Origin of the sequence: Streptomyces sp. NPDC048637 (assembly GCF_040650675.1) — a bacterium.
Lineage (GTDB): Bacteria > Actinomycetota > Actinomycetes > Streptomycetales > Streptomycetaceae > Streptomyces.
In genome coordinates this window covers 102,952-117,914 of sequence record NZ_JBEZHQ010000022.1, presented here as the reverse complement: position 1 = coordinate 117,914, position 14,963 = coordinate 102,952, and the positions used below count along the sequence as shown (strand labels likewise).

The window sequence follows — 14,963 nt, the reverse complement described above, 5'->3', positions numbered from 1 at the left end:
CGCACCGCGTCCAGACCGTCATCACGTGAAAGCCGCCCTGCCATAAGCCACCGCCCCGCTCGCCGCGCCCGCCGCGCCAGCGCCAGCCCCCTGTTCACCCCGCACGGCACGGACCGCGCCTCCCGGAAAACCGCCCGCCGACAGCTCGCCGAGGCAACCGCGAAGGCCCGCTTCGAAGCAACAGCCCACACCAGCGGCACCGGCGCACAGGAGCAGGAGATGCCGGCGCCCCTCTTCCCGCCCGCGGGTCGACCCGGCCCCGCCTCCTCCCGCAACAACAAACTCAAGCTGCCCGCCCACCGCATGACCACCGCCACCGCGAGCGGGGCATACCCCTTCCTTGCCGAAGGTGGACTCGGCGCGGAAGGCATCTACATCGGTCGCGACGTGCACGCCGAAGCGTCCTTCTGTTTCGACCCGTGGGCGCTGTACGGCAAGGTCGAGGGCTTCACCAACCCCAACGTGGTCCTGGCGGGTGTGATCGGGCAGGGTAAGTCGGCGCTCGCAAAGAGTTTCGCGCTGCGGTCGGTCGCCTTCGGCTACCGGGTCTATGTCCCCTGCGATCCCAAGGGCGAATGGACCCCTGTGGCGCAGGCGTTGGGCGGCACCTCCATCGCCCTCGGGCCCGGTCTGCCCGGCCGGCTGAACCCACTGGACGCGGCCCCCAGGCCCGACAGTGTCTCCGAGGCCGACTGGGCGGGCGAGATCCGCAAGCGCCGGCTGCTGTTGCTCGGCTCGCTGGCCCGCACCGTGCTCGGGCGGGACCTGCTGCCGATGGAGCACACCGGGCTCGATGTCGCCTTGGACGCCGTCGTCACCCGCGCCGCCGCAAGTAACCGCACCCCGCTGCTCGGTGACATCGCCGCCACCCTCAACAGCCCCGACGAACTCGACCGGGTCGGCGGCATGATGTCCGGCCGTCTGGGTGACGCCTCACGCGACCTGGCCCACGCTATGCGGCGCCTCGTGTTCGGTGACCTCGCGGGCATGTTCGACGCCCCGAGCACGGTGGCCTTCGACCCCAACTCGCCGATGCTGACCATCGACCTGTCCCGCCTGGGCGGATCCGGCGACGACACCGCACTTGTGCTGGCGATGACCTGCGCATCCGCCTGGATGGAGTCAGCGCTCTCCGACCCCAACGGCGGCAGGCGCTGGATCGTCTACGACGAAGCCTGGCGCCTGATGCGCCACCCCGGACTGCTGGCAAGAATGCAGTCCCAGTGGAAACTCTCCCGCGGCCTGGGCATCGCGAACTTGATGGTGATCCACCGCTTGAGCGACCTGCTCACCGCCGGTGACGCCGGATCCCGCGGCCGGGCTCTCGCCGAGGGACTGCTCGCCGACTGCTCCACCCGCATCATCTACCGGCAGGAGACCGACCAGCTCCACGCCGCAGAAACGCTGTTGGGGCTGACGTCGGTGGAAGCCGACGCGATCTCCCACCTCAACCGCGGCCGTGGTCTGTGGAAGGTCGCCGGACGGTCATTCATCGTGCAGCACCTCCTGCACCCCCGTGAGCTGTCGCTCTTCGACACCGACGCCCGCATGCACTGAAAAAGCGCCGAGTTCACGAAAACTGAAGCCCCTTTGCTGCCTCTCCGTCTCCGTGAGGTGCAGTGATGAGTGTAGGTGAGGTCCTGAGTTCCCGTCGGCTACCGCTCGGCAGGAAGATCTTCTGTCCACTCGTTCTGTCATCGCACGCCCCACCGCATCCGGTTACGCCGGCACTCACGTTCACTGGGATGGCTACCCCAGCCATCACGTGCCGCTGCAGCTCGCGGCGCACCAGCACCGGTTCTCCGGTGATGCCGAGGCCCTGGCCGCATACCTCATCGACGAAGCACCCGAAGGCTGGTCCTATCTCGGCACCGACCTCCTGGACGGCGCACCCGACGCCCTGCGTCAGCACCTGGCCGGCGAACGCGACGAACCCGGCTCGCGGTACCCGGCCCACCGGGCCTCGCCACCGCTGATCTGCACCGAGCGGACCTCGTCCGGACTCGGCTGGAGTTACGTCCTCCACCCTCGCGGCATCGAGGTGATCAGCAGACCCGGCGCGGAACGCGGTTCCGTCGTTACCTGGGACACCGATCCCCGTGTGCGGTTCCGTGACACCGCAAGCCTGTGGCGGCCCGACCAGCCGATCCCGGCCACCACGCCACCATGCCCCACGGTGCGTACCGCGTCGCCTGCCACCACCTCACCGTCGGCGCCGACGCCCCGCAAGACCGCCCGCCGATAGCCCTACCGTCCCCGAACGATGCCCGCCCGGAGTACGCACTGTCCCCGCACCCTCACCCGCAAATCACCGTCGTCATCGCCACGCAACTCCGCCCGGAGCGTCTGGAGTTCCTCGCGGCCATGCACGCCAGCCTGTGCCGTCAGAGCGTCCCGTGGGAGGCTGTCGTCGCCCTCGACGGCGCCGACCCCGCCCGGCTCCCCGTCTCCCTCGCCGCTGATCCGCGTGTCCGGGTCCTCGCCCTGCCGCGCCCGGTCGGTGCGGCCTGTGCCCGAAACTTCGCGCTCAACGAAGTGCGGACCCGGTATGTGAACTGGGCTGACGACGATGACACGTTCACCGATGAGGCCATGGCGCTGCGGCTGCGGGCCTTGGAGGAGACCGGCGTGGGCTGGGGTGTGCCGGATTCAGCCAGGACCTCCACGCCGACGGGACCACGACCCTGTGGGTGCCCCCGGCGCCACCGGGCCGGCACGAGGCCGGGGACGTGTGGCGGTACTGGACGAACCCGGCCGACACCATTCCGCTCGGCCCGACCACCCTCCTCGCCCGTACCGACCTGGTGCGGGCAGCCCCCATGGGCGGTCTCGTCCAGGGCGAGGACTACTGCTCCCTCGCAGTCACCTGCCTCGCTCCGGGAATCGTGCTGCCTGTCCCGGTCTACCGGTACCGCAAGCACACCGGACAGATGACCGCGCAGGACTCCTACGACCAGTTGGAGGCGAAGGCGAGGGTCTTCGCCCACCGGTTCGGCGTCAGCCTGCGCGCCGCCTCTCGCTCATTGCGCGATTCCGGTCCTTCCACCACGTAGTTGGGGCGCTCCGCTCTAAGTGCCCTGCTGCCATCCCCTCGAAAGCACCTATGTCCAATGATCCCGCCCAGGAGCGGCCCCGGGAGAAGGTCCTCATCTCTCCCCGCTATCTGGCCGTCAGCCACCCCACCGACCACCAGCAGCTGTTGGAGATCTTCGCCGAGGACTCCGCATGGAGCGCACGCACCGACGCCTCGTCGTTGACCGTCACCAGTCCTTGCCGGCGCATCACCATCCGCCACGACCAAGCGGCCGTGGGCCGCGACCCCCATCTGGTGATCTCGGCTCGCGTCGAAGAGGAAGCGCCCGAGCGGTGGCGGACGGACATCAACGGCAACGTGCCGATCGAATCCGTCGTCACGTTGATCGGCACCCTGGCAGCCGAACTGGCCGCCGAGCCCGGCCTGCTGGAGCTCTACGTCGACCCAGACTCCTGGGACGTCTTCGACGACTTCGGGCTCTCCGGATTCATCTCGCGTGACGGGCACGCCGCCGTGGTCCGCCGCCGCCCGGACTCGACGGCGCCGCCCATCCACGGAGACACATCCGTCACCTGGCACATGGCCGCTTCCCCCGACGGCCTCGGTCCTCTCTGGGACATCTCGTTCACGGAGAAGACACCGCCCTTCCTCACGCACGCGGTCGCCGCCGAGACCCTTGACTCTCGACCCACCCTGCGCTCCACGGCCTTCGCGTTCCCCACCGCCGTCGCACCGCTGGTGACCATCGAACGCGTCGCATCTCCGTCGCCGGGCCTGTCGGCGCAGCCGCCCCACGCCGGACCGCCGCGAAGCCCTGAGCCCAAGCACCCGAAGACTCGCTGAGCCCGTCCGCCTGAACACACCGCCTGCGGGCTCAACCCACCAGGACCTTGATGCCCAACTCCCCCGCCGAGATCGCTCTCTCCACCAGCCGCACTCTGGGTCTGGTCGCCATCGCCTCGGGCGATCAATACCGGCAGGCCAACCAAGCACTGGCCGAAGCCGGATTCAGCCGCCAGCCCAGCGGCGCGTACACCTCCTCGCTGGCCGACGCCCAGGCCGCCCGGAACACCGCCAGCGCCCTGATGCACCACGCCCACGAGCATGGCGTCACCGTCATCTCCAGCACCCGGCCCTACCTCGGCGACTTCGGCGCCGAGGTCGCCGCCCGACTGCCCGGCGCCTGGAGCGCCGAGCTGGAGATCTACAGCCTCCCGCTGTGGCAGGAAGACCTCTGGCCTGCGCTGTGGGAAGCCGGCGAGATCCACCGCGCCCTCGAAGACCACCGCATTCCGTTCGCGTCCGTGCTGAAGAACGGCACCGGCACCGATCTGCTGCTGATCGAGCGGCCCGGCCACCGCAGCGGCTACCTCCTCGGCGCGCTCACCGAGCACGAGAAGGAGGACGTCCGCAATGATCCCGCCACGCCGCACACAATGGCGCTGCCCGCCGAACCCGGCCGGGCCGCGTCCGCCATCACGCACACCTTCCTACCCGCCTACCGTCGCGCCCTGCACAACCGGGCCGTGAACAGCGTCCTGTCGGCGCTGGAACGTATCCGGGAAGAACACCAGACGCTACAGGCGATCAAAGACTCCGGCCGCTACAGCGACGGTGTGCCGCTCAGGAACCCGCACCTGCTCACCGGTCTGGAACGGGACTTCGCCGACCATGCCTGGCTCTCGTTCCGACATGTGCTCGAACACGCGCCGAGTCTGCTCACCCGTTGCCGGCCCGCTGCCACTCCCTGGCCCGAGGACGCCGCAGCCCTGATCCGCCTGCGCGAGGCCATCGCCGCCAGCCAGGATGCCTGGAACCAGTGGAACGACCTGCGCCACGACCTGTACTCGATCCCCCAGACTTTGCTGCCCCACGAGTGGAGCCAGGTCCGCGGGCAGCTCGGCCTCGCCGTCCTGCCGGCCATCGAAGCATGGCTCGCCGACAGCGACGTGTTCGAGCGCCAGGCCCGTGCCGCCGTACCGGGCGGGGCGGCCGACCTGTCCGCGCCGAGCCCTCGGCTACTCACCACGCGTCCTGCGCTGCCGCCGTCACCCCGCACGGCGGCAGCCCACCGCTGACCGTTCACAGAAGGATTCGCCTCTGTCTGACCACTTCCGCTTCGGCGCCCATCCCGACCACGGCTTCGTGGCCGCCGCCACCGCGAACATCCCCGCACACCTGGCCGCCTGGTATCTCGTCCGGGAGCAGTTCGAGCCCGTGCCCGGCACCCCGGGGCTGTACCGGCTCACCCACCCCGAGCGGGACGGCATCCGCCGTGCCCGCCAGGCCGTTCATGACCTTCGCCAGCACGGCTATGCGGTCCAGGCCGACTACGCCCTCGACCTCGGCCGCAGCGCCGGTCAGCCGCAGTCAGTGGTCCGGAACGGGTTGATGGAGCGCCGCACCCCCATCGCCCAGGCATCGGCCACGCGTTCTCCGCACCACCGCACCGCTTCTGCCGCCGCCCTCAAGTCCCCGCTGCAGACCGGCGTAGTGCCGGTAGGCGGCCGAGCACAGGCAGCCGGAAAGGGACGGAGCCGGTGAGCGACGAGGCCCTCCACCCTGCGGCCCGAAACGAAAGATCGCTGCCCTGACTTCCTCCGCCGCCATCACCCTTCACCTCGCCGCGGGCAACACGATCGTCGCGCTTCCCGTCGGCGATCGGCACCGCTGGGCGACCACCGCCGTGGAGCTGGCCGGGTTCGCCCGGCACCAGGACGGGGCCCATCGGCTGTCCCTCGACAACCGTGCCCAAGCACGTGAGGTACTCACCCACCTCCACCAGACGGCCCGTGACTGCCAAGCCCAGGTCATCACCAGTGAGCGGCCCTACCTCGGCGACATCGCTCACATCGTCGCCGAGCGCCTTCCCGGCCAGTGGGACGTGGACATCGAGCACTACCCAGACGGCTCGATGCCCACCCACCTGCTGGACTGGGTCTGGGAGGCAAGCCCCGTGCTGTCCATGCTGGCGTACTACCGCACCTCCTGTGCGGCGGTCCTCCGCGACGGCGGCGGCACCGAACTCTGGCCGAACGCTCGTGGGACGACCGCTATTTGGTCGGCACCTTGCTGCCCTCCCCTGACCATGTCCACGTGGTCGGGACAGATGCGCCGCGCACCGTCGTCGCCACTACTGCCCATGGGGCTGCATCCGACGTGCGTTCGCTCCTCCTGCCGGAGTTCGAGCAGCTGGTGCATCTCGCGCGGTTGCAGGAAGTGCACGAGGACCTGAACTGGGTGCGGGAGGAAGTAGAGCCCGGCACCGTGCATGCCGCGGACCTGGAGGCTGCGCTGGACCGCTTCCTCACCCACGCGCCCTACCTGATCGCGGCGACCCGCCGGGCCGATGCCAAGCCGCTGGCCGCGCAGGACGCGGTCCTCCTCGACCGCTTCGAGACCCTTCTCACCACCCGGCCCCAGTCGGACGGCGACGCCCGAAGCGGACTCAAGCAGGGCAGTGCGGACGACGCCATGGCCCTGTGGCTCGAACTCGGCCAGAACCTCATCGAGGCGGTCCGCGCCACCACCATCGGCTCGGCCAAGGAGCCCTCCCGACCAGCGGCTACTGCCTCCACGCCGCCGAAGCCTCCGGCGGCTGCCACCACCGCCGGACGAAGCCGCTGACAGCTCACCGCGCAAGCCCCAGACGATCACAGAAAGCACCCCCATTGACTCCGCGCACCGGCCGCCCACCGGCCCGCTCCACCTCCCGGCCGCTGCTCGCCGAGCGGCACGTTGCCCGACTTCTGCTGGGCACCCTGACCGGGCGGCTGCCCAATGGCATGGCCCCCGTCGCGATCCTCCTCCTGGTCACCGAGCAGGGCGGAACCCTCGCGACCGGCGGGCTCTTGTGCGCGCTGTACGGGCTGGCCAGCGCCATCGGCCAGCCCGTCCTGGGGCGGATGGTCGACCGACGCGGGCAGTGTGGCGTCACGTCATCCGCCGTTCTGGTCACCACGGTCTGTCTCCTGCTGCTGCCGTACATCGACGCCGGAACCAAGCCGACGCTCGCGGCCGGCCTGGTCGTCGGCGCGGGGCTGAGCACGCCCCCGTTGGAGGCGAACCTGCGCGCGCTGTGGAGCACCGTGCTGCCCGACCCCGAGCGCCGGCGCGCCGCCCTCGCGCTCGACACCGGCGCCCAAGGACTGATCTACATCGCCGGACCGCCGCTGGTCGCCACGCTGTCCGCCCTGCACGGCCCCGGCGCCGCTATGACGGTCACCGCGGCGCTCGGAGTGGTGGGGGCAGCCATGGTGATCAGCGCCGCCCCGTCCAGAACGTGGCGGCCCGCCTCCTCACGTGCTGGCAGGTTCTCCAGGCCGCTGCGCCACAGCGGGCTGCGGCTGCTGTTTCTCGCCGTCGTCGGTGTCGGCTTCGCGTTGGGCACGATGAATGTGTGGGCCGTAGCCGTGGCCGACCACCACGGCATGGCTCTGCTGTCCGGGCTGATCCCCGCCGCGCTGTCCACCGGCAGCCTCGTCGGCGGCATCCTGTACGGCCGGCGTCACTGGCCCGGTCGCCTGCGGGGCCAACTCCTGGCCACAGCTGCGTTGTTCGCCCTGGCCTGGGTGCCGCTCGCCGCGAACCCGGCGCCCCTGGCAGCGACCGCGCTCACCGCACTGCCGGGCGTCGTCCTCACCGCGCTGATCACCTGCGCCTTTTTGATGGTGGATGTGCTCGCTCCCGTGGGCACCACCACGGAGGCGTATGCCTGGCTGATCGCCGCGGTCGGCGCCGGCCAGGCCGCCGGAACTGCTCTGGCCGGGCTCTGTGCCGGGCACTCCACGATCGGCGCCGCTCTTCCGGCATGCGGCGCCGCCTTCACCCTGGCCGTCCTGCTCGGCGCCCGAAAGCGCCTGTCGCTCTCGGGCAGTACGGCCGGTCGCGGCTGTCACCGACGCCCCCACATCGCCTAACTCCACCACTACTGAAAGGCCCTTCTCCATGCCCCGCCCGGCCGCACCCGCCTGGAACTGCCGCAACGACGCCTGCCCGATCTGCGCCGCGCCAGGGCGCGACGAGATGACCCTGCTGCGCTGCGCCCTTCTCACGCTGCTGGAACACGGACGGTGGATGGCCGCCGACGAGATCCCCCTGCCCGAGGTCCTCTCCGCCGGCGGCGACTACCTGAGCCGTCTGGCCGTCGGCGATGCCGCCACCCCGGTGCCCGCCCCCGAGCACTGGCCCTGGCTCGAAGCCGAGCTGCGCCTAACCGTCGCCCGCGCCGCCGGACTGGATGCCGTCAGCACCCTCGACCCCGGCATCAACACCACCCTGGCCACCGCCGCACGCCGCACATGGCGACGCCAGATGGACCTGCTCGACCTCGCCGCCGAGCAGTTCACCGAGCGCCACACACGCCCCCACACCACCTGAACCCCCCGGCACCCCGTTCCGAACCCCGACACCAAGGAGACCCCGTACATGGCAGTTGTTGGTACACCCGGCTATCGGAACGTGCGGAAAGGCGAGTCAGGTAGCTGCGGGGCGGTGAGGCCCGCCCGGGAGCATGTCGGCAGTCATTGCCCATCGTTCGTGGTTCAGCCACGCACCGTTGATGTGCTGGAAGCTCCGGGCCCGCCTCGCCTTCGCCCAACACCACACCGCTTTCCCGCCACCACCGATAGGAGATCCGTATTGCCCGAAGCACCAGCAGAGCCGTTCATGACGATCCGGCACACCATCACCGGCGAGATCACCACCACCGGCTACAACGCCGCCGCCCGGCGGATCCTGCTCCAGGCCGGCTTCGAAGAGACGCCAGGCTGCGCCTGCCGAGCGACGGAACCCGGTACGGAGCGGACGCACGGGCCTGCTCGGCCGCCAGCGAGCTGCTCGTCGTCTGCCATCCCGTGCACCTGGACCGAGCCCTCGGTCGGCCGGTGAGCGCCGACGGTACGCCCCGGTTGGCCCGGTCGCCGATGTCGGCACAGCCCGTGATCCGCTCCGAGCGCGGCCAGTCTCTCCAGCGCATCGCCAACCCCGCTCGCACCCACACCTGTTGAAGGGGCCTTGTATTGACCACACCCGGAACGCCTACCAGTCCAGCGCGCACCAAGGGCGGCGAACTACGGGCCAAGGTGGCCCGACTGCTGGCCGACCGGCCGGCGGACACGCTCACCATCGGGGACATGGCCAGGCAGCTGGGCCACTCCCACGGCGCCGTCCGCAACGCCGCCCTCACCCTGGTGCGACGCGGCGAGGCCGACCAAGGCGGAACCGGACAACCGGAGTTCCGCGCGAACGCGAAAACCGCCGCAGCCGCGCAGACCGCTGTCATCAGCCCACCGGGCACCCACTCTCCCCGCGCCCAGGCGGCCACGGCCCGCACGAGCATTCCCGCAGCAGCCGCACCCAGGCAGACCGGCCCGATCCGCCGCGCGGGGGGCCAGGTCTACCACCCCCGGGAGCTGGCCGATCTGCCCGACGTCGAGGCGTTGAATCGCTTGCGCGACGCCGACGTGCCGGTGCTGCTCTACGGCCCTCCGGGCACCGGCAAGACGAGTCTGGTCGAGGCGGCGTTCCCGGACCTGCTCACCGTCGCCGGTGACGGCGACACCACGGTCGGCGACTTGATCGGCGAGTACACACAGGACGACGCGGGAGCCTACGTCTTCCAGTACGGTCCGCTGGTCACCGCGATGACCGAGGGCCGCGCCCTGCTGATCGACGATGCCACCTTGATCTCACCGAAGGTCCTGGCTGCGCTGTATCCCGCGATGGATGGGCGCAGGCAGATCCAGGTCAAGGCCCACAAGGGCGAGACCATCAAGGCCGAGCCGGGCTTCTACGTGGTGGCGGGCCACAATCCCGGCGTCCACGGGGCGGTTTTGACGGAGGCGCTATCGAGCCGGTTCAGCGTGCAAATCCAGATCGGCACGGACTATGACCTCGCCCTGGCGCTGAGGATCGATGCCCGGGTGGTCCGGGTCGCCCGACACCTCGCCCACCAAGTCGAACTCGGCGAGCTGGGCTGGGCCCCCCAACTGCGAGAGCTGCTCAGCTACCAGAAGACCGAGGCCGTCCTCGGCACCAAAGCCGCACTCGCGAACCTGGTCGGCATCGCCCCTCTGGAGGATCGCGACGCCGTCGCCGCTGCCGTCATCAAGGCTGCCGGCGTCAAGGAGGTCCGCCCCCTCACCCTCGGCAAGCAGCTGTCCGCCTCGGCCGTCCAGCAGCCCGCGGGCAGCACCGGCTCCGCGCACCGGGGCCGCTCGCGATGAGCGCCCACCACCACGTCCAGTCCCCCGCCACCACGCCGGACGACGACGCCGACCTCGCGCGATGGGACGACGACGGCGCCCCGCCCGCGCAACCCCGTTCCTCCCCGGACGCGTGGCTGCGCGTGGGAGCCGAACTCGGCGATCGGCTGGTCGCCCTCTCCGGCCGCCAGGACCTCCTCGTCACCTGCCGCCCCGGCACGCGCAGCGGCGCACCGGCCGCGTTCTTCCCCACTCTGGGCGAGGTCGAGTTCGACGCCGCCCTGTTCGCCCCGCTCCAGCCCCACGAGATCCATCCGCGGATCGTGGGCGACGAGGAGCGGTATCCCGCCGCCTGGGGCGTGTTCGTCCACGAGGCCGCGCACGCGGCCCACTCCGTCTGGACGGAGCCTGCCGGAGCGAACCCCCGTGTCGTCGAGGCCGCGCTCCTGCTGGAGGAGAGCCGTGTCGAAGGCGCACACCTGATCACGCGGCCCACGGACCGCACGTACCTGCGCACCAGTGCCCGAACCCTGGTCATGCCCGACATCGCCCACCCCACCCTCCAGGGCATCGAGCACGCCGCCGCCATGGCGGCCTTGGTCCTCGGCCGCCGTGACGTCGGCATCCTGGACGCCGGCGAGACCCGGGCCGTCGCCGATCTGTGCGAGAAGGTGCTGGGCGCCGACCTGCTGGCCACACTCACCCGCATCTGGACCGCAGCCCACCAGTGTGCCGACCACGACGCCACGACCATGCTCGCGCACGCTCAGGACTGGTGCGACGCTCTGGACATCGCGGCCCCTGCCTTGCCCGTGCCGGAGAACCTCACCGATCTGTTGTCCGGCGCCGTGGGGGTCGTCATGGACAGCATGGCAGCCACCGACGCCGCCGACCTCGCGGCACAGGCCGCAGCGACCGACGCCGTGGCCGCTCAGTCCAAGGCGCAGGCTCAGGACCGCGCCCAGCGGGCCGACCAGCGACGCAAAGCCGCCGCCACCGCCAAGAGCGTCTTCAACGCCCGTGGCACCGTCACCCCCGGCGGCACACCGGCGCCCCGCAGCAACCCGGTCACCGGCACCCGCCGGGCCACCGCCGCCGAGCAGAGTGCCGCCTCGCGCCTGAGCCGTGCCCTGCGTGCCGCCGCCTATCGCGAGCGGACCGAGGAGCGGACCACCAGCCCCACCCCGCCCGGCCGCCTCAACATGCGCGCGGCCCTCGCCCGCGACGCTCAGCGCGCGGCCGGGTCGGTCCCCACTGCGGAACCGTTCACCCACACCCGCCGCCGGAACTCCCCCACCCCACCGCTGCGTGTGGGTATCGCCGTCGACGTCTCCGGCTCCATGCGTGCCGCCTGCGCGCCCGTCGCGTCCGCTGCCTGGATCGTGGCACGCGCAGCAGCCCTGACCGACCCCGACTCTCTTACCGCCACCATCGCCTACGACAGGCACCTGACCGCATTGACCCGACCCACCCACCGAGCACCAGAGCGCGTGACGACGTTCGATGCCAACGGCGGCCACCACAACCTCGGCGACGCCATCGACGCACTCGACCACGGCCTCGAACTCAGCCGCCCCGGCGCCGGCCGCCTCCTCGTGATCGTCACCGACGCCCGGTACGGCAGCGACGAAACCGCTCAAGCCGTCACCCGCGTCAAGCAGCTCACGACCGCCGGCTGCGCCGTACTCCAGCTCACCCTCACCGCGCAGTCCCACCACTTGCCTGGGACCACCTTGCTGCACCTTCCCCAGCCCTCCAGCGCTCCCGTCGCCATCGCCACGGCGGCCACAGACGCCATCCGCAGGACACGCTGAGACAACACAGAAGACAGAAAGCAGGAACAACCACGTGGCAGTCCGCAAGACCTGGACCGTTGTCCACAGCTGTGGAGACGAAAGAGAGCACGACCTTTCCGACCGTCCCGCCGACCGGCGCGCCGGATTCGCCCGCTGGCTCGGAGGGCGCGCCTGCACCGACTGTTGGAAGGCCGCCCGCGACTCCGACACCCAGTCCAAGGAAGCATGGCTCGCGGCCAAGCGCGCCGAGGAGCAGCAGGCCGCTTCCGAGTGGGCCGGGCAGTTCGGTATGCCGCCGCTCGAAGGCCCCGAGAGGGCCCTGGGCTGGGGTGAGCGTTCGCGCCATCAGCTCGTCACCACCGCGTACAGCACGCTGGTGAGCGAGGGCATCTGGGACGAGGCCGACTGGGCCGTGCTGGAGGACAAGATCCGCACCGTCACCCGTGTCGGTTGGTGGATCGACCAGCGCGATGCCCAGGGCTCTGACCTGCCCGAACTCCTGGATGCCGCTACGTCCGACGACATCGGAACGGAGAACCCGTTCCGGTAGGACGCGGGGGCTTATACCCCACGATCCCCGGTTACCGAAACCGGGGATTCTCCGGATCCTTGTTCTTTCCACCGCCTCCCCGCCCTCGTGGAAGGAACCCCGCTGTGTCCGTGTCCCGCCATCCGTATGCCCCTGGTGACATCGTCACCCCCGACCGGGACATCACCCACCAGCATTTCCGGCCCGGCGACCAGGTCGTCATCCTCAAGGGCACCTCCGGCAGCGAACTGTGGGGCGACGCCTACAAGGTCGTCACGCCCTCGTGGCACACCCCGACCGACGAGGACGGCTGGCGCCTGTACGACCCGGCGGGCGGCGAACGCTCCTACATCACCGCGCACCCGCGCTACCTGGTCCATCTCTCCAGCCGGTGCCCGGACTGTCTCATCTACCGGCAGGCGCTGCGCACTTACCTGGTCCCGCGCCGGGCCGATGCTGAAGGGGACGTCGACTGCGGCTGGTACTCGGTCACCGACCTCAACCAGGTGGTGCACGTCGCCGACGCCCGGGGCGGGAAGTGATGCCCGCGATCCCCGGGCCGGAGCGCATCGCGGCCCTGGCGCGTGCGGCGTCGCTCGCCGTCGAGACGGTCGGCGGAACCGGGTGGCATGTGCGTCTTGCCGAGTCCCTGCGTGATCTGGAGGCAACCTGGCAGGAGTCGGCCGAGATCTGCGCCTCTGTCGCCTGGCAGGCCCGCGCCGCCGGGAACAGTGCGCTGGCCCTGCTCCGCCCGGAGGACGTCACCGACCACGGCCCCGATGCGAACTTTCCGGTCTTCGGGCAGACGTACCGCCATCTTTACCTGACCGCGCTGCGCTACGACTTCCGCTGCCGCACCATCGAATCCCTGCTGAACCAGGTCCCGTTGAGCGTGCTGGACGCCGACCCGTACAGCTGGGCGCTGTACGCCTTCGCCCGCCTGGGGCAGTCACGGCCCGATGGGCTGAAGGTGATGGAGCGGGTTCTCGCCGCCGCCTCGGATCACCCCAAGACGCTGCACGTCCTGCTGCACGGGGTATGGCTGGGCGGCCGTCTGCCCGACCGGGCGCCCACGCTGCTCGCCCTCGTCGACCGGCTGCCGGACCAGGGCGCTGACGACGCGGTCGCGCAATTCCGCAAGGCGTCAGCGCATCGCGCCCAGGGCCAGTACCGGCTGGCCCACGCGGCGATCGACCGGGCCCTGGAACTCCTGCCGCCAGGAGAGCTGGCCGTGCACGCCGACTTCGTCCGCGAACACGCTCTGATCACCGCCGCGCACGACCTGGACCGACTCATCCATCACCGTTCGACCCCGACCCCATCATGATCATTCGTGTCCATCCGCGCGACATCACCCCCCACGAACCGCTTGCTGAAGCCCTCGGCCGTCCTGTCAGCGACCGAGAGGGCCTGACCGACCACACGGTGGTCGCCCACTGGCCGGGGCTGGACTACTACACCCCCCTGGACGAACAGCAGACCTGGACGTCCACCGACTGGGCCGAGCACCTGGACGACCCCACCCGGCAGCACGCATTCGCGGGCCGTCCGCACGGCGACCGCCGGGCCCTCTGGCATGCGGACGTGCGCCTCCACCCTGACGACCGCGACCTCACCGAGCCCGAGTGGTCCGAGATCGCCCACCGGATCGCCCGCACCGCAGGCATCCAACGGCCCGGAGAGGATAACGGCTGCCGCTGGATCGCCGTTCAAGCACAGCCCGGCCGGATCGACCTGCTCGCCAACCTCATCCGGCCCGACGGCACCTGGACCACGCAGCCGTTCCGGCTGCTGGCACTCCTGGCAGTCGAGAGCCGGCGCATCGAGGCCGAGCTGGGCCTCATCGCGCCCCGAACCGGCCCGGATCCGCAGCAGGCCGTCCAGCAGGCCCGGTTCGCTCAGCGCCCCACCCAGCAGACGGGCACTGCCGACGTCACCGCGCAACTCGCCGGGCTGCTGCGGCAACTCGCCGCCGAGCGCGTCGGGCCCCTGTCCATCGTGCGCGGCCTCGTCGAGCAGGCGGCCCACCAGCTCGACGACCTGCCGGGCGCCGACGGTCCCGGAAGTGCACACCGCCTGGAGCTGATCGCGAGACGGTTGTACGGCATCCAGCAGGATCTCGACGCCACGGCCGCCGGCCTGGCCACCGTCGCTCCGCCGACTCGCACGCACCCCACGCCTCCTGCGACGCGGGCGACCGCCGCGCCCGCATCGCCCGGCACCGAACTCGCCGACCGCCACCAGGCCCACCCCCACCCCATCGCGTGTGGCGGCGAACTTCCACCCGATGGAAACGAAGCGTCCGCCGTCTGCGCCTGCCCGCCTGCGCCCCGCGTCCCCGTTGCGCCCCCTTCCCTCGCGGCGGCCGGACGCCGGCGCTGAACCGCCCCCTTGTACGA

At 70.9% G+C, this 14,963-nt stretch carries 15 protein-coding genes and 1 pseudogene; all 16 read left to right on the top strand.

Going from position 1 to position 14,963, the window contains the following annotated elements:
* Positions 1-42 precede the first annotated feature (42 nt).
* The 16 genes and pseudogenes from AB0C46_RS25515 to AB0C46_RS25440 all read left to right on the top strand — a co-directional run bounded on the left by AB0C46_RS25515 (position 43) and on the right by AB0C46_RS25440 (position 14,946).
* Positions 43-1,557, top strand: coding sequence for an ATP-binding protein (locus tag AB0C46_RS25515; RefSeq protein WP_362830580.1), 1,515 nt, complete (start codon positions 43-45; stop codon positions 1,555-1,557).
* 208 nt (positions 1,558-1,765) lie between these two features.
* Positions 1,766-2,245 (top strand): hypothetical protein, encoded by a 480-nt coding sequence (locus tag AB0C46_RS25510; protein ID WP_362830532.1) that lies wholly within the window; start codon positions 1,766-1,768, stop codon positions 2,243-2,245.
* 119 nt (positions 2,246-2,364) lie between these two features.
* Positions 2,365-3,053 (top strand): annotated as a pseudogene (locus AB0C46_RS25505) (glycosyltransferase).
* 50 nt (positions 3,054-3,103) lie between these two features.
* Positions 3,104-3,877, top strand: coding sequence for a DUF317 domain-containing protein (locus AB0C46_RS25500; RefSeq protein WP_362830531.1), 774 nt, complete (start codon positions 3,104-3,106; stop codon positions 3,875-3,877).
* A gap of 50 nt (positions 3,878-3,927) precedes the next feature.
* Complete coding sequence (locus tag AB0C46_RS25495; protein WP_362830529.1) at positions 3,928-5,112, top strand: hypothetical protein; 1,185 nt, start codon at positions 3,928-3,930, stop codon at positions 5,110-5,112.
* A 67-nt stretch (positions 5,113-5,179) separates the two neighbouring features.
* Positions 5,180-5,578, top strand: coding sequence for a hypothetical protein (locus AB0C46_RS25490; protein WP_362830528.1), 399 nt, complete (start codon positions 5,180-5,182; stop codon positions 5,576-5,578).
* Between the two features lie 615 nt (positions 5,579-6,193).
* Positions 6,194-6,661 carry a hypothetical protein gene (locus tag AB0C46_RS25485; protein ID WP_362830527.1) on the top strand — a complete coding sequence of 156 codons (468 nt, stop codon included), beginning with the start codon at positions 6,194-6,196 and terminating at the stop codon, positions 6,659-6,661.
* A gap of 44 nt (positions 6,662-6,705) precedes the next feature.
* Positions 6,706-7,953, top strand: coding sequence for an MFS transporter (locus AB0C46_RS25480; RefSeq protein ID WP_362830526.1), 1,248 nt, complete (start codon positions 6,706-6,708; stop codon positions 7,951-7,953).
* A gap of 28 nt (positions 7,954-7,981) precedes the next feature.
* The gene (locus AB0C46_RS25475; protein WP_362830525.1) at positions 7,982-8,413 is read left to right on the top strand and encodes a hypothetical protein; all 432 of its coding nucleotides are present in this window, start codon (positions 7,982-7,984) and stop codon (positions 8,411-8,413) included.
* A gap of 288 nt (positions 8,414-8,701) precedes the next feature.
* Positions 8,702-8,923: a hypothetical protein gene (locus AB0C46_RS25470; RefSeq protein ID WP_362830579.1), complete on the top strand. Its 222-nt coding sequence runs from the start codon at positions 8,702-8,704 to the stop codon at positions 8,921-8,923.
* 194 nt (positions 8,924-9,117) lie between these two features.
* Positions 9,118-10,260, top strand: a complete 1,143-nt coding sequence (locus AB0C46_RS25465; RefSeq protein WP_362830578.1) for an AAA family ATPase — start codon at positions 9,118-9,120, stop codon at positions 10,258-10,260.
* Positions 10,257-12,053: a hypothetical protein gene (locus AB0C46_RS25460; protein ID WP_362830523.1), complete on the top strand. Its 1,797-nt coding sequence runs from the start codon at positions 10,257-10,259 to the stop codon at positions 12,051-12,053. Before AB0C46_RS25465 ends, AB0C46_RS25460 begins: the two co-directional genes overlap by 4 nt.
* A 34-nt stretch (positions 12,054-12,087) precedes the next feature.
* The gene (locus AB0C46_RS25455) at positions 12,088-12,585 is read left to right on the top strand and encodes a hypothetical protein (protein WP_362830522.1); all 498 of its coding nucleotides are present in this window, start codon (positions 12,088-12,090) and stop codon (positions 12,583-12,585) included.
* Positions 12,586-12,689: 104 nt separating this feature from the next.
* Positions 12,690-13,106, top strand: coding sequence for a hypothetical protein (locus AB0C46_RS25450; protein ID WP_362830521.1), 417 nt, complete (start codon positions 12,690-12,692; stop codon positions 13,104-13,106).
* Positions 13,106-13,891, top strand: a complete 786-nt coding sequence (locus AB0C46_RS25445) for a hypothetical protein (RefSeq protein ID WP_362830520.1) — start codon at positions 13,106-13,108, stop codon at positions 13,889-13,891. The genes AB0C46_RS25450 and AB0C46_RS25445 overlap by 1 nt, the downstream gene beginning before the upstream one ends.
* Entirely contained in the window at positions 13,888-14,946 is a 1,059-nt protein-coding gene (locus tag AB0C46_RS25440; protein ID WP_362830519.1) for a hypothetical protein, read from the top strand. The genes AB0C46_RS25445 and AB0C46_RS25440 overlap by 4 nt, the downstream gene beginning before the upstream one ends.
* The last annotated feature ends 17 nt before the right edge of the window (positions 14,947-14,963 follow it).

Bases quoted from the DNA above. Each gene is read 5' to 3' on its own strand.
- AB0C46_RS25440 (WP_362830519.1), top strand. From the start codon at position 13,888: ATGATCATTCGTGTCCATCCGCGCGACATCACCCCCCACGAACCGCTT.
- AB0C46_RS25495 (WP_362830529.1), top strand. From the start codon at position 3,928: ATGCCCAACTCCCCCGCCGAGATCGCTCTCTCCACCAGCCGCACTCTG.
- AB0C46_RS25445 (WP_362830520.1), top strand. From the start codon at position 13,106: ATGCCCGCGATCCCCGGGCCGGAGCGCATCGCGGCCCTGGCGCGTGCG.
- AB0C46_RS25460 (WP_362830523.1), top strand. From the start codon at position 10,257: ATGAGCGCCCACCACCACGTCCAGTCCCCCGCCACCACGCCGGACGAC.
- AB0C46_RS25475 (WP_362830525.1), top strand. From the start codon at position 7,982: ATGCCCCGCCCGGCCGCACCCGCCTGGAACTGCCGCAACGACGCCTGC.
- AB0C46_RS25470 (WP_362830579.1), top strand. From the start codon at position 8,702: ATGACGATCCGGCACACCATCACCGGCGAGATCACCACCACCGGCTAC.
- AB0C46_RS25500 (WP_362830531.1), top strand. From the start codon at position 3,104: ATGTCCAATGATCCCGCCCAGGAGCGGCCCCGGGAGAAGGTCCTCATC.